We start from the raw sequence: 13,004 nt of genomic DNA, 5'->3' as shown, positions 1-13,004 counted from the left end.
CTACCTTCACGGCCATTCCTGATGGACCGTCAGAATGCTGGGGGTCGCCATGCCCTGTCCCGCGCTGCCCGACGGGTTCGACTTCACCGACCCCGACGTACTGCACCACCACGTCCCACTACCGGAGTTCGCCGCACTGCGCCTGGCCGAGCCGGTGCGCTGGATACCCCAGGCGGGCAATGTGGCCGGCTTCCAGGACGAGGGGTACTGGGCCGTCACCCGGCACGCGGACGTCAAGTACGTGTCCACGCATCCGGAGATCTTCTCCTCGTCGCTGGACACCGCGATCATCCGGTTCAACCAGTACATCGAGCGCGACGCGATCGACGCCCAGCGGCTGATCATGCTCAACATGGACCCGCCGGAGCACACCCGGGTCCGTCAGATCGTCCAGCGCGGCTTCACCCCGCGTGCCATCCGTGCCCTGGAGGAGCGGCTGCGTGCCCGTGCGCACGCCATCGTCCAGGGCGCTTTCGAGCGGCGGGGCCCGTTCGACTTCGTCACCGAGATCGCCTGCGAGCTGCCCCTCCAGGCCATCGCCGAGCTGATCGGCGTCCCGCAGGACGACCGAGCCAAGATCTTCGACTGGTCCAACAAGATGATCGCGTACGACGACCCGGAGTACGCCATCACCGAGGAGGTCGGCGCCGAGGCGGCCACCGAGATCATCGCCTACGCGATGAACATGGCCGCCGACCGCAAGCAGTGCCCGGCCAAGGACATCGTCACCACGCTGGTGGCCGCCGAAGGCGAAGGCAACCTGTCCTACGACGAGTTCGGGTTCTTCGTGCTGATGCTGTCCGTCGCGGGCAACGAGACGACGCGCAACGCCATCACGCACGGCATGCACGCCTTCCTCACCCACCCCGACCAGTGGGACCTCTACAAGCAGCAGCGACCGTCCACGGCCGCGGAGGAGATCGTCCGCTGGGCGACGCCGGTGGTCGCCTTCCAGCGCACGGCGACCCAGGACACCGAACTCGGCGGCAAGCAGATCACCAAGGGCCAGCGGGTCGGCCTCTTCTACTCGTCCGCGAACAACGACCCCGAGGCCTTCGAACGCCCGAAGGTCTTCGACGTCACCCGCGACCCCAATCCACACCTCGGCTTCGGTGGCGGCGGCCCGCACTACTGCCTCGGCAAGTCCCTGGCGGTGCTGGAGATCGATCTCATCTTCCATGCGATCGCCGATGCCATGCCGAACCTCCGGCTGGTCGACGACCCGCGCCGGCTTCGCTCGGCCTGGATCAACGGCGTGAAGGAACTCCGGGTCAGCGCGGAGTGACCGACGCGGGCCGTCGGCCTCCCGGCGCCGCCGGCCCGTCCCGAGGGAGGCAGGGGCATCCCCCCGCGCCCCGCCCCTGCCTCCCCCGAGAATTCCGACGACACGTGCCGGAGCCGGGTGAACGTCCTTCTTCCGTTTCACGTCTACCAGGGGGCACAGTCGTCCCACACCGCCGAAGACGTCGAACGGAAGCGCGTACCTGTGGTCCCTGCCGACCTCGCCCTCACCCGGCCCGAGCACCCGGCCGCTGTACGGCACCGTCCTCTCCGGGCGTTCCGGGACCGTCATCGGGTCCCGCTTCTCGCCACGCTCCCCACACTGCCGCTGTACGCCGTGTGGTGGTTCTTCCTCGCCACGGGCGGAGGTGATCTCGCCGCCCAGGAGGCGTGGGCCCGGTTCGCCGCCCGCAACGGCGGATCGGCGTACGGTCTCTTCTGGTACGGCGGCATGCACACCGCCAACTACAGCCTGCTCTCCCCGTATCTGATGGCCGCGCTCGGCGTGCGCACGGTCACCGTGGTCTCCGGTGTCACCGCCGCCTGGCTGGCCGCCGTGCTGATCGCGCGTGCCGGGGTGCCGCGTCCGCTCGGCCCCGCGCTGCTGGCGTCACTGGCACTGTGGTGCAACGTGGCGTCCGGGCGCACGACCTTCGCGCTGGGCGTGGCGTTCGCTCTCGCGGGCTGTGTGCTGCTGGTGGGGAGGGAGCGGCGGCCGCTGCCGGCGGCCGCGTACGCGACCCTCGCGACCATGGCAAGCCCGGTGGCCGGGCTGTTCCTGGCCGTGGTGGGGGCCGGCTTCCTGCTCGTACGGGACCGGCGACGGGCCCTCGTCCTGCTGCTGCCGCCGTTCGCGGTGGTCGCCACCACCACGGTGCTGTTCCCTTTCACCGGCGAGCAGTTGATGCCGGCCGACCGCATCTGGCAACCCGTGGTGCTGGGACTGGCCGTCACGTTCCTGGCCCCACCGCACTGGCGGGTCGCACGGTGGAGCGGGGTGGTGTACGCGGCCGGGACCGTCCTCGCGTATCTGATCCCCTCGCCCGTCGGCACGAACGTCGAGCGTTTCGCCGAGCTGTTCGCGCCCGCGGTGCTGCTCGCGGCGGTGCTCGGACAGCCCCGGCTGCGCGTGCTGCGGCGCAATCTGCTGATCGCCGCGCTCGTCTTCTCCGTCGTCTGGGTGGGTCGCAAGACCGTCGACGACCTCCGGGTCTCCACCGCGGTGCCGGCCTGGGCCGCCGACACCGGCGGGGTGCTCCGGGCGTTGCGGGGGCTCGGCGCCGACCGTACCCGCGTGGAGGTCGTCCCCGCGCGCAACCACCGGGAGGCGACCGCGCTCGCCCCGCACATGAACCTGGCCCGCGGCTGGAACCGCCAGCTCGACGTGGAGCGGGGCCGTCTCTTCTACGACGGCACGTTCTCGGCGGCGGCCTACCGCCGCTGGCTCGACCGCTGGGCGGTCGGCCTGGTCGTCCTGCCGCTGGGCAAGCCCGACGGGTACGCCGAGCAGGAGGCACGGCTGGTGCGCGACCACCGTCCGGACTGGCTCGAACCGGTGTGGCAGGACGCGCACTGGCGGGTGTACCGGGTGCGCGACGCCGCCCCGCTCGTCTCGGCACCCGCCACCGTGGTGCGCACGACGAGCGCCGAGGTGGACGTACACGTCCCGCGCCCCGGCTCGGTGACGGTGCGGGTCGCCCACTCGCCGTGGCTGCACACCGACGGCGGCTGCCTGGGCCCGCAGGGCGAGTTCACCCGGCTGACGGTCAGCGCGCCGGGCACGTACCGGATCAGCTCGGAGTACGGACCGTCTCCGGCGCCGGGGCACTGCTGACCGCCGCCGCGGTCACCAGGGGCCGCGGCCCCTGGAACAGATGGGCCAGCCCGAAGCCGACGCCGACGACGGCGGCGCCGCCGGCCGCGTCGAGCACCCAGTGGTTGCCCGTCGCCACGATCGCCGAGACCGTGAAGAGAGGATGGAGCAGGCCGAGCACCTTCATCCACCACTTGGGCGCGAGGATCGCGATGGTGAGACCGCACCACAGGGACCAGCCGAAGTGCAGGGACGGCATCGCCGCGTACTGGTTGGTGAGCGCGGTGAGGGTGCCGTAGTCCGGCTTGGAGAAGTCCTGCACGCCGTGCACGGTGTCGATGATCCCGAGATGCGGCATCAGGCGCGGCGGGGCCAGCGGGTAGAGCCAGAAGCCGATCAGCGCCGCGAAGGTGGTGAAGCCGAGCACCGAGCGCGCCCAGCGGTAGTCGACCGGGCGGCGCCAGTAGAGCACGCCCAGGACGGTCAGCGGGAACACGAAGTGGAAGGACTCGTAGTAGAAGTCGAAGAAGCCACGCAGCCAGCCGACCCCGGCGACGGCGTGGTTGACCCAGCGCTCGACGTCGATGTGGAGAAGGCGCTCGACCGCGAGGATCTGGTCGCCGTGGTGCTCGGCGGTGACCCGGCCCGCCGTGCTGCTGTCGCCGGTCGCCGCGAGCCGGACCTGGGCGTAGGCGGCGTAGGTGACCCGGATCAGCAGCAGTTCGAGCAGCAGGTTCGGGCGGGTGAGGACCCTGCGCAGGAACGGCAGGAGCGGGACGTGCTTCAACCGGGTGGACACGGGCCGCGCGTACTCGGTGGGAATCGGGGCCCGGTAGTGGGGGGAGGTGCGGGACAGGAACGGCACGCAGATGGCGGCGCCGAGGGCGGCCAGGAGCACCAGGTTGTCGCGGAGCGGCTCGAGCGCCCCCATGTTGGGCAGCATCATCCTCGCGGGCAGCGTCATCAGCAGGACGACGGCGACCGGCCACACATACCGGTCCGAGGCCCTTCTGCCGACCCTGCCGACCACCGCGAGCAGCACCCACAGCAGCTGGTGCTGCCAGCTCGTCGGCGAGACGGCGACGGCGACGCACCCGGTGACCGCAACGGCGAGCAGGAGCTGGCCGTCGTGCGCGTAACGGATCGCCCGGCGCAGCCCGAGGACCGCGACGGCGGTGCCCAGCACGAAGAACAGTCCGATCTCCAGCGGTCCGGACAGTCCCAGCCTGAGCAGGGCGCCGTGCAGGGACTGGTTCGCGTGGTCGTCGGCCTTGCCCCCGAGCCCGGTGCCGGCCAGGTGGTGCACCCAGTAGGTGTACGAGTCGTGCGGCATCGCGGCCCAGGCGAGGGCGGTACACACGGCGAAGGTGCCGGCCGTGGAGACCGCGGCACGGCGGCGGCCGGTGAACCACAGCAGGGGCGCGAACAGCAGCAGGGTCGGCTGAAGCGCGGCGCCGAGGCCGATCAGTGCTCCGCTGGTGCGCTCCCCGCGCACGGCGAAGCAGCCGAGCAGGACCAGCAGCACCGGGATGATGCTGGTCTGGCCGAGATACAGGGTGTTGCGCACCGGCAGCGACAGCATCAGCAGGCTGATCGCGACGGGCGCCGCCAGCAGCGAACTGCGCCGGGTCACCGGCTTGGGCAGGGCGCGGGCGGCGATCAGGCCGAGGGCGACGACCAGCAGCAGTGTGCCGAAGGTCCAGCTCCAGCCGAGGGCCTGTTGTGCCGCCCGGGTGAGCGGTTTGAGGACGAGTCCGGCGAACGGGGTGCCGGTGAACCGCGTCGAGTCGTACAGCGACCCGTTCACGTGCAGGACGCCGTTGGTCCCGACCCAGGTCTCGAGGTCCGTCAGCCGCTCCCCCCGGGGTGTGCCGAGGACGACGGCGACCTGGCGCACCGCGAGGACGGCGGCGACCGTCCAGAGCCCGACGCGGGCCACCTTCAGTCGTGCCTTCGCCTCCTGTGCTGTCCCCGCCCCGAAGGCACCGCTCATCCGCCCGCCGTGCTCCACGTTCGCCACGCCCCGTCGGCCCTCCCGCCCCGTTCGTCCCGTGCGTCCCGTGTGTTGCCCCGTGTCCGAACCCTATGAGTTTCTCGGCCCCCTACGGTGAGACGCAGGCAACCCCCTCTTTACCTGAGGTCCGCCCGCCTTTTGTCCGGACGACGATAGCCGCGGGCCGTTCCGGTTCCACCCCCGCTGCGCGAGAAGGATCACAAACCGGACGACGTGCGACGCACTCCGGCCGACCCATCCCCCCTGCTCGGGCCACATTTAGGTGCAGCATGCATCGATTCGCTCACGGTCCGTGAGAGCGGTGACTGCACCTATGGTCGCCTTTCGGCCACCCTCCGGGGCGGCCCATCGGCCCGCCGCCCGACGGCGGGCCGCGTCCTTGTCCCCGTCGAAAGGCAGGCGAGCGGAATCTTGTCGATCGTCGCTCCACCCCAGACCCACGTCGTATCCGGGGCATCCGCCCGCGCGGACGCCACCGTCACCGACCCGGCGCTGGTCAGGCGTGCCGTGAAGGCCGCAGCCCTCGGCAACGCGATGGAGTGGTTCGACTTCGGCGTCTACAGCTACATCGCCGTAACACTGGGCAAGGTCTTCTTCCCGTCCGGCAGCCCCACCGCGCAGCTGCTGTCCACCTTCGGCGCCTTCGCCGCGGCCTTCCTGGTCCGCCCGCTCGGCGGCACCGTCTTCGGACCGCTCGGCGACCGCGTCGGGCGACAGAAGGTGCTCGCGCTGACCATGATCATGATGGCCGCGGGCACGTTCGCGATCGGCCTGATTCCGTCGTACGCGACGATCGGCGTCGGCGCACCGGTACTGCTGCTCGCCGCCCGCCTGGTGCAGGGCTTCTCGACCGGCGGCGAGTACGCGGGTGCGTCGACGTTCATCGCGGAGTACGCCCCGGACAAGAGGCGAGGGTTCTTCGGCAGCTGGCTGGAGTTCGGCACCCTCGCCGGCTACATCGGCGGTGCGGGCCTGGTCACCCTGCTGACCGCACTGCTGTCCTCCGACGACCTGGTGGCGTGGGGCTGGCGGATCCCGTTCCTGATCGCGGGTCCGATGGGCATCATCGGCCTGTATCTGCGGATGCGCCTGGAGGAGACCCCGGCGTTCGCCGCGGAGGTGGAGAAGGCGGAGGCCGCCCGCCCCAGGGTGCCGCTGCGCGAGATGATCACCGGCCAGTGGAAGGCGCTGCTGCTGTGCATGGGCCTGGTGCTCGTCTTCAACGTCACCGACTACATGCTGCTGTCGTACATGCCGAGCTATCTGACCAGCGAGCTGAAGTACGACGAGACCCACGGGCTGCTGGTGGTGCTCGGCGTGATGGCGCTGATGATGGTCGTGCAGCCGTTCGCGGGCGCCCTCACCGACCGGATCGGCCGCCGCCCGCTGATCGCGGCGGGCTGTGCCGGCTTCCTGTTCCTGTCGGTTCCGGCGGTGCTGCTGATCCGCCAGGGCGGACTGCTCGCGGTGGCCCTCGGCGTGGGCGCGCTGGGGCTGCTGCTGGTCTGCTTCACCGCGGCGATGCCGGCCGCGCTGCCCGCCCTCTTCCCGACCCGGGTCCGCTTTGGCTCGCTGTCGATCGGTTTCAACGTCTCCGTGTCGCTTTTCGGCGGCACCACACCGCTGGTGGTCACGGCGCTGATCGGTGCGACCGGGAACATGATGATGCCCGCCTACTACATGATGGCGGCGGCCGTGATCGGCGGCGCCGCCGTGTGGTTCATGGCGGAGTCGGCGGGACGCCCGCTGCCGGGTTCCGCGCCGTCGGTCGAGCCCGCACGCAACTGACGCACGGACGGGGGACGGCACTCGATCCGGGACCGGCTCCCTCGAACGGCTGATATCGCGCCTCACCACCGCACGTTCGCTGACACGGCCCTCTGCTCCGGCTATATTCCTTAGCGAGACTAGTTAGCTCATCTAACTAGATGCAGGAAAGGCTTGGTGCATGACCACAGCGCAAGAGCTCTGGGACGACGTCGACAGGTACTTCACCACCCTCCTCTCCCCCGCCGACGAGGTGCTCGCAGCGGCCCTCCGGGACAGCGAGGCGGCCGGACTCCCACCCATCAACGTCGCGCCGAACCAAGGCAAGCTGCTCCAGCTGCTGGCCCTGGTCCAGGGAGCCCGCCGCGTCCTGGAGATCGGGACGCTCGGCGGCTACAGCACCATCTGGCTGGGCCGCGCCCTGCCCGCGGACGGCCGTCTCGTCACCCTGGAGTACGACGCCACCCACGCGGAGGTCGCCCGCCGCAATCTCGCCCGGGCCGGTCTGGACTCGATCGCCGAGGTGCGCGTCGGCCCGGCGCTGGAGTCGCTGCCGAAGCTGGCTGAGGAGCACCCGCTCCCCTTCGACCTGGTGTTCATCGACGCGGACAAGGTCAACAACGCGCACTACGTGAAGTGGGCCCTCGAGCTGACCCGCCCCGGCAGCCTGATCGTCCTGGACAACGTGGTGCGCGGCGGGCGCGTCACCGAGGCGGACAGCGAGGACCCCAGCGTGCTGGGCACCAGGGCCGCGCTGGAGCTGATGGCCTCGCACCCCAGGCTGAGCGGTACCGCGGTACAGACGGTGGGCAGCAAGGGACACGACGGATTCGCGCTGGCACGGGTGACGGGCTGACGCCGTGCCCGCCGCTCAGACCTCGTGGTAGAAGCCGACGTTGACGCTGCGGGGGGCGGTGCGGTCCTGGATGACCAGTTCTCCCGAGCCGCCGTGCGGGAGCCTGGCCGTGCCGCCGTAGGGCAGGGGCTGCACCGGGAGCCCGGGCAGGGTCAGCGCCACCTCGGAGGAGGGCTCGGTGTTCGAGCCGCGCAGCCAGGTGACCTGCCACACGCCGTCCGGCCCGCACAGGAACTCCAGGTGCACCCGCGAGACGAACAGCCAGTCGTCCGGGGTCGCCAGCCGGCACACGGACTTGTCGCGGCCCACTCGCAGCACGGTGCCCGGGTCGCTGGGCGCGTCGGCCATCAGCATTCCGGCCGTCGCCCCGGCGTCCGCCCCGGAGACCGAGGCCATGGTGAGTTCGAGCACGTGCGCTCCTCCTGAGTGCGGCGGTCAAGTGTTCTGCGGGCGAGCCCGGTTGGCCTACCGCTGCGGAATGATAATTCGCCCGATCGACCCTCCGCGTGACGTCCGGCACAATGAACCCATGACCGAGCGCAAGCCACCTGGTGTCGGCTTCGAGTCCTTCGTCGACAAGCAGATTCGCGACGCCGAGGCGCGGGGAGAGTTCGCGCACCTCCCCGGGGCGGGCGAACCGGCACCCGCCGTCACCGAGACCGTGTACGACGAACTGTGGTGGATCAAGCGCAAGATGGCCCGCGAAGGGCTGGCGGTCCTGCCGCCGACGCTGGCCCTGCGCAAGGAGGCGGAGGACACGCTGGCGGCGGCCGCCAAGGCGCCGTCCGAGCGCATGGTGCGCCGACTGGTCGAGGACCTGAACGTGAAGATCCGCGACATGATGTTCAAGCCGCCGCCGGGGCCGCCGCTGGGCCTCAAGCCGTACGACGTCGAGGAGATCGTCCGGGACTGGCGCGAGCGCCGGGCCGGGCATCCGCGGGCGGACTGAGCGCGACCACGGGCGGGGCCGCGTCCCGGGGACATGGTCCGGGACGCGGCCCCGCCGGGTGCCGCACGACTCACATGCGCAGCAACCGCTCGGCCGTGGCCCGGTAGTCACGCAGGGCCAGTCGCAGCTGTTCCGTGTCGGCGGTGGCGTGGGGGCCGTCGCCGGTGTCCTGCCAGGAGGCCTTCAGGGTCCGCCGCCGCGAGGCCAGGGCCTCCGCGAGCCGTGCGGCGGCCTCCTCCACCACATGGTCGGCCTCCTCGACGGCCTCCCTGGGGTTGTCGACGAACCCGCCGACCGCGTGCTGCAGGCGCATCCCCAGCTCGTCGCTCGCGTCCGGGGACAGCAGCGGGGCCTCACGCCGGTCACCGCGCGTTCCCGGTTCCCCCGCCGTGCGCACCCCGGGCCGCGGCGCCACGGCCGCCTCCCCGCGCCCGCCCGGGCCGGACCGCCGGCCGGGCCTCTCCGTACGCCCGGCCTCCCGTCGCGTCTCGAGCCCTTCCCGACGGACGACCTGCTCCCGCCCCGTCTCGGACCCCTCCCGACGGACGACCTGCTCCCGCCCCGTCTCGGACCCCTCCCGACGGACGACCCGCTCCTGCCGCGCCCCGGCCGCCTCGCGGCGGTCGGCGCCCTCACTCGGTGTCACCTCGGTCATCGCACTCAACTCCCCTTCGCGTGCTGCCGGTGGAACCTCCACGGGTGTTGGGACCGCCCCTCGGTACGGGCCGAGGCGCGCTCGGGCGCCTTCTTCGCCGGAGCGCGGGCCGGCTGCCGGCGCGCGGGCGCCGTGAGCTCCTCGAAGAGGGCACGCGCCTCCAGCAGCGTCTCGCGCAGCTCCTCCGTGCCGGCACCGCCCTGGGAGCCGGTACCGGAGGCCAGAGCGGCGCGGTGCAGCCGGCGGTAGCCCTGGACGTGCGGGGCGTGGTGCACGGACAACGCGTCGAGCTGTTCGTCGCGACGGTCGCCGCCGGGGTAGCCCCGGGCGCCCGCCACCTCGGCGAGCAGCCGGTCCGCCTCGGCCACCGCCTCCCCGGGCGAGTCGACGAACCGCTCCTGAGCGGCCGTCCAGAGCGCGGTGTAGCGCTCGCGCTCGGACGGCTCCAGAGGCTGGTCGCGCAGCGAGCCGTACCGCTTCAGCCGCTCGGTGAGTTCGCGCTCGGCCGCCTTCGTGTCGCCGTCGTGCCGCGCCACGGTTCGTTCGTACTCGGGCCCGAAACGATGTTGCAGACCTCCCCCGCCGAGCGCGCTGCGGGCACGCGGGGACAGGGCGGCGGCGCCCGCGAGGACGGCCGCCGCTATCACGATCACGATCAGAACGATGATCACGCCTGTGGACATGGATGCCTTCCGGTCTCTCGGCCCAGCGGGCCGTCTTTCGCCCGGGTTGCCCGGACGGCCGCCCCCAAACGACCGGTGAACGGCCGCAGATCCCCTGCCCGCCGGGCTGTCGTGTCCGCCCGGTCACCGCGGGGACCGCAGGGCGCATATTCGGTTGTGCCCCCCGCCCGTCCGCTCCCCACAATGGCGGGCATGACGTGGACCATCACCCCCGAGCGCCCCGACTCGCCCGCAGCCGCCGCGTTGTGGCGGGCGTACTACACCGAGGTCAGCGATCGCTGGTACCAGCTGTACGAGGGGCGCTCGACCGATCCGGACGAGCTGGAGCGGGAGATCGCCGCCGACTCCGGCGGCGATCTGGTTCCGCCGAGCGGGAGGCTCCTGGTCGCCAGGTACGAGGGCGAACCGGCGGGGACGGCGGGCGTACGGCTGATGGACGGCGCCACCGCCGAGCTCAAGCGGGTCTTCGTCCACCGGGGGATGCGCGGCCGGGGCGGCGCCCCGCTCCTCGTGGCCGCCGCCGAGGAGGCAGCCCGCACACTCGGGGCGCGGCGCATCGTCCTCGACACCCGCCACGACCTGGTCGAGGCCCGCGCCCTGTACGCCCGGCTCGGATACCTGGAGACCCCGCCGCACAACGACCGTGCCTACGCGGAGCGCTGGTTCGCCAAGCAGCTGTCCTAGAGGGTGCCGGGCTGCCGCGTAGGCGACCGCTCGTCAGGGCGTTCCGCGTCGCAGCCGCACAGCTCCGCGTTCAGTTCCCGGACCAGCCTGACCAGGTCCGTCGGGCGGTCCGGGCCCCACCAGTCGCCGAGCAGTTCGGCCAGCGACTCCTCGCGTGCGCGGGCCAGCCCCTCGGCGACCTCACGGCCCTCCTCGGTCAGCATGAGGTCGAGCCCCTCGCGCCGGGCCAGGCGCCGCTCCTCCAGCTGCCGTGCGGAGGCGAGGATGACAGTGAGCGGGACGGTGCTGCGTTCGGCGAGCACCCCCGGCTCGGCCCAGCCGTACTTCTTGATCCGCAGCAGCAGCCAGCTCGCCCCGGGCAGCAGGTCGTACCCGGCCCGCCGAGTGATCTTGTCGTAGACGCTCCGCCGCCCCTCACGGGAGCCGAGCAGGGACAGCGCCCGGCACACCTCGTCGTACGAGGAGCGCTCGACCGGGTTGCTCGCCAGCGTCTCCGTACCGTCCGGCGCCGTCACCGACCCGCGCAGCCTGTCCTCGCGCAGGAACCACGCGAGGACGAACCCGAGGAGGGCGACCGGCGCGGCGTACAGGAAGACGTCGGTGATCGAGCCGGCGAACGCGTGCAGGACCGCGGGCCGTACCGCGGGGGGCAGCCCCGCGACACCACGCGGATCGGACTTCAGTGCGTCCGCGCTGACACCGCTCGGCAGCGGACGCCCCGCGAGCGCCTCGCGAAGACCGCTGCCGAGCCGGCTCGCGAAGATCGTGCCGAAGATGGCCACACCGAACGAGGCGCCGATGGAGCGGAAGAAGGTGGCGCCCGAGGTGGCGACGCCGAGGTCCTTGTAGGGGACGGCGTTCTGCACGATGAGCACCAGGACCTGCATGACCAGGCCGAGACCCAGACCGAAGACGAAGAAGTAGACGCTCATCTCCGCGGTACTGCTGTGCTCGTCGAGCTGGTGGAGCAGGAGCAGCCCGATCGTGGTGATGCCGGTGCCCGCCAGCGGGAACACCTTCCAGCGGCCGGTGCGGCTGACGATCTGGCCGGAGCCGGTGGACGACAGCAGCATGCCCGCCACCATCGGCAGCATGTGCACACCGGACAGGGTCGGTGTGATGCCGTGGACGATCTGCAGGAACGTCGGCAGGTACGTCATCCCGCCGAACATCGCGAAGCCGACGATGAAGCTGATGACAGCCGAGAGCGTGAAGGTGCGGACGCGGAAGAGTTTGAGCGGCAGGACGGGTTCGGCCGCCCGGCGTTCGACGAGGACGAAGGCCGCCAGCAGGACGACACCGAGGACCGCCAGGCCGACGGTCTGCGCCGAGCCCCAGCCCCAGGTGGTACCGCCGAGCGAGGCCACCAGGACCAGACAGGTCGCGACGGCGGCGACGAGGACGGTGCCGAGGTAGTCGATGACGTGCCGCTCGGCCTTCCTCGGGATGCGCAGGACGGTCGCGATCACGGCGAGGGCGACGATGCCCACGGGCAGGTTGACGTAGAACACCCAGCGCCAGCTCAGATGCTGGGTGAACAGGCCGCCGAGCAGCGGCCCGAGCACGCTGGTGGCACCGAAGACGGCGCCGAAGAGTCCCTGGTAGCGGCCCCGCTCGCGGGGCGGGACTATGTCGCCGACGATCGCCATCGACAGCACGATGAGCCCGCCGCCGCCCAGGCCCTGGACCGCGCGGAAGGCGATGAGCTCGAGCATGTTCTGGGACATGCCGCACAGCGCCGACCCGATGAGGAAGATCACGATCGCGGCCTGGAACAGCTTCTTGCGCCCGTACTGGTCACCGAGTTTGCCCCACAGCGGCGTCGCCGCGGTCGAGGCCAGCAGATACGCCGTGACCACCCAGGACAGGTGCTCCAGACCGCCGAGGTCGCTGACGATGGTGGGCAGCGCGGTCGACACGATCGTCTGGTCGAGCGCCGCGAGCAGCATCCCCAGCATCAGCGCTCCGATGGAGACGAGGACGCTCCCACCCATGCCCTCGTCGACGGCCCGGCTCCGCCCGGAGAGCGGTCCGCCGCCGACGGCGAAGTCCGACTCCGTCTGTGCTGCCTCTCCCGCCCTGCCCTGCGTGTCGTCGGTCATTGAGGCCTCCCGGGGACGTCGTACGACCTCCGTGGACCCTGGGCCCGGGCGCGCGGTCCGCGCAGGCCCGGGGTTCTCGTCGATCGTGCAATCCCATCCTGGTTGGTGTGCCCCGTTATGGCCTGTTGAGTGCCCAGGGGAAGCCGGGATTCCGGGGGCTCCTGGGAGATTGTGTGAGGGAGATCTGCATAATTTCTGGA

General features: G+C 71.6%; 11 protein-coding genes. 6 read left to right on the top strand and 5 right to left on the bottom strand.

Translation table 11 applies throughout. The annotated features are described in order from the left end of the window. The first annotated feature begins 49 nt into the window (after positions 1 to 49). Positions 50 to 1,285: a cytochrome P450 gene (locus tag ADL25_RS02420; RefSeq protein WP_059126052.1), complete on the top strand. Its 1,236-nt coding sequence runs from the start codon at positions 50 to 52 to the stop codon at positions 1,283 to 1,285. A 201-nt stretch (positions 1,286 to 1,486) separates the two neighbouring features. Continuing rightward, entirely contained in the window at positions 1,487 to 3,115 is a 1,629-nt protein-coding gene (locus ADL25_RS02415; protein WP_059126051.1) for a hypothetical protein, read from the top strand. On the opposite strand, the gene ADL25_RS02410 is transcribed toward ADL25_RS02415, so the two are convergent. Then, positions 3,072 to 5,114 carry a bifunctional glycosyltransferase 87/phosphatase PAP2 family protein gene (locus ADL25_RS02410; protein ID WP_059125908.1) on the bottom strand — a complete coding sequence of 681 codons (2,043 nt, stop codon included), beginning with the start codon at positions 5,112 to 5,114 and terminating at the stop codon, positions 3,072 to 3,074. The genes ADL25_RS02415 and ADL25_RS02410 overlap by 44 nt on opposite strands. Before the next feature lie 405 nt (positions 5,115 to 5,519). On the opposite strand from ADL25_RS02410, the gene ADL25_RS02405 reads away from it, so the two are divergent. Together ADL25_RS02405 and ADL25_RS02400 are read left to right on the top strand one after the other, a co-directional pair. Continuing rightward, entirely contained in the window at positions 5,520 to 6,896 is a 1,377-nt protein-coding gene (locus tag ADL25_RS02405; protein WP_107116487.1) for an MFS transporter, read from the top strand. A gap of 160 nt (positions 6,897 to 7,056) precedes the next feature. Beyond that, entirely contained in the window at positions 7,057 to 7,731 is a 675-nt protein-coding gene (locus ADL25_RS02400) for an O-methyltransferase (protein ID WP_059125907.1), read from the top strand. A 15-nt stretch (positions 7,732 to 7,746) separates the two neighbouring features. On the opposite strand, the gene ADL25_RS02395 is transcribed toward ADL25_RS02400, so the two are convergent. Then, positions 7,747 to 8,142 (bottom strand): FHA domain-containing protein, encoded by a 396-nt coding sequence (locus ADL25_RS02395; protein WP_059125906.1) that lies wholly within the window; start codon positions 8,140 to 8,142, stop codon positions 7,747 to 7,749. Positions 8,143 to 8,260: 118 nt separating this feature from the next. Between ADL25_RS02395 and ADL25_RS02390 the strand changes: the two genes are divergently transcribed. Then, positions 8,261 to 8,680: a DUF1992 domain-containing protein gene (locus tag ADL25_RS02390; protein ID WP_059125905.1), complete on the top strand. Its 420-nt coding sequence runs from the start codon at positions 8,261 to 8,263 to the stop codon at positions 8,678 to 8,680. 70 nt (positions 8,681 to 8,750) lie between these two features. Here ADL25_RS02390 and ADL25_RS02385 read toward each other — a convergent pair whose 3' ends face one another. Then, a complete protein-coding gene (locus ADL25_RS02385; RefSeq protein WP_059125904.1) occupies positions 8,751 to 9,335 on the bottom strand; it encodes a hypothetical protein in 585 nt (194 codons plus the stop codon). 5 nt (positions 9,336 to 9,340) lie between these two features. Next, positions 9,341 to 10,018, bottom strand: coding sequence for a hypothetical protein (locus ADL25_RS02380; protein WP_059125903.1), 678 nt, complete (start codon positions 10,016 to 10,018; stop codon positions 9,341 to 9,343). A 192-nt stretch (positions 10,019 to 10,210) separates the two neighbouring features. On the opposite strand from ADL25_RS02380, the gene ADL25_RS02375 reads away from it, so the two are divergent. Further along, on the top strand, positions 10,211 to 10,702 hold the full coding sequence (locus tag ADL25_RS02375) for a GNAT family N-acetyltransferase (RefSeq protein WP_107116494.1): 492 nt from the start codon (positions 10,211 to 10,213) through the stop codon (positions 10,700 to 10,702). Here ADL25_RS02375 and ADL25_RS02370 read toward each other — a convergent pair. Beyond that, positions 10,699 to 12,696, bottom strand: a complete 1,998-nt coding sequence (locus ADL25_RS02370; protein WP_234380365.1) for an MDR family MFS transporter — start codon at positions 12,694 to 12,696, stop codon at positions 10,699 to 10,701. The genes ADL25_RS02375 and ADL25_RS02370 overlap by 4 nt on opposite strands. Positions 12,697 to 13,004: the final 308 nt, after the last annotated feature.

This window comes from Streptomyces sp. NRRL F-5122 (assembly GCF_001507435.1).
Taxonomy (GTDB): domain Bacteria; phylum Actinomycetota; class Actinomycetes; order Streptomycetales; family Streptomycetaceae; genus Streptomyces; species Streptomyces lannensis.
This window is presented reverse-complemented; position numbering and strand designations above follow the sequence as displayed.

Excerpts from the sequence above, each read along its gene's own strand:
- ADL25_RS02375 (WP_107116494.1), top strand. The coding sequence starts at position 10,211 with ATGACGTGGACCATCACCCCCGAGCGCCCCGACTCGCCCGCAGCCGCC.
- ADL25_RS02420 (WP_059126052.1), top strand. The coding sequence starts at position 50 with ATGCCCTGTCCCGCGCTGCCCGACGGGTTCGACTTCACCGACCCCGAC.
- ADL25_RS02400 (WP_059125907.1), top strand. The coding sequence starts at position 7,057 with ATGACCACAGCGCAAGAGCTCTGGGACGACGTCGACAGGTACTTCACC.
- ADL25_RS02385 (WP_059125904.1), bottom strand. The coding sequence starts at position 9,335 with ATGACCGAGGTGACACCGAGTGAGGGCGCCGACCGCCGCGAGGCGGCC.
- ADL25_RS02380 (WP_059125903.1), bottom strand. The coding sequence starts at position 10,018 with ATGTCCACAGGCGTGATCATCGTTCTGATCGTGATCGTGATAGCGGCG.
- ADL25_RS02370 (WP_234380365.1), bottom strand. The coding sequence starts at position 12,696 with ATGGGTGGGAGCGTCCTCGTCTCCATCGGAGCGCTGATGCTGGGGATG.
- ADL25_RS02390 (WP_059125905.1), top strand. The coding sequence starts at position 8,261 with ATGACCGAGCGCAAGCCACCTGGTGTCGGCTTCGAGTCCTTCGTCGAC.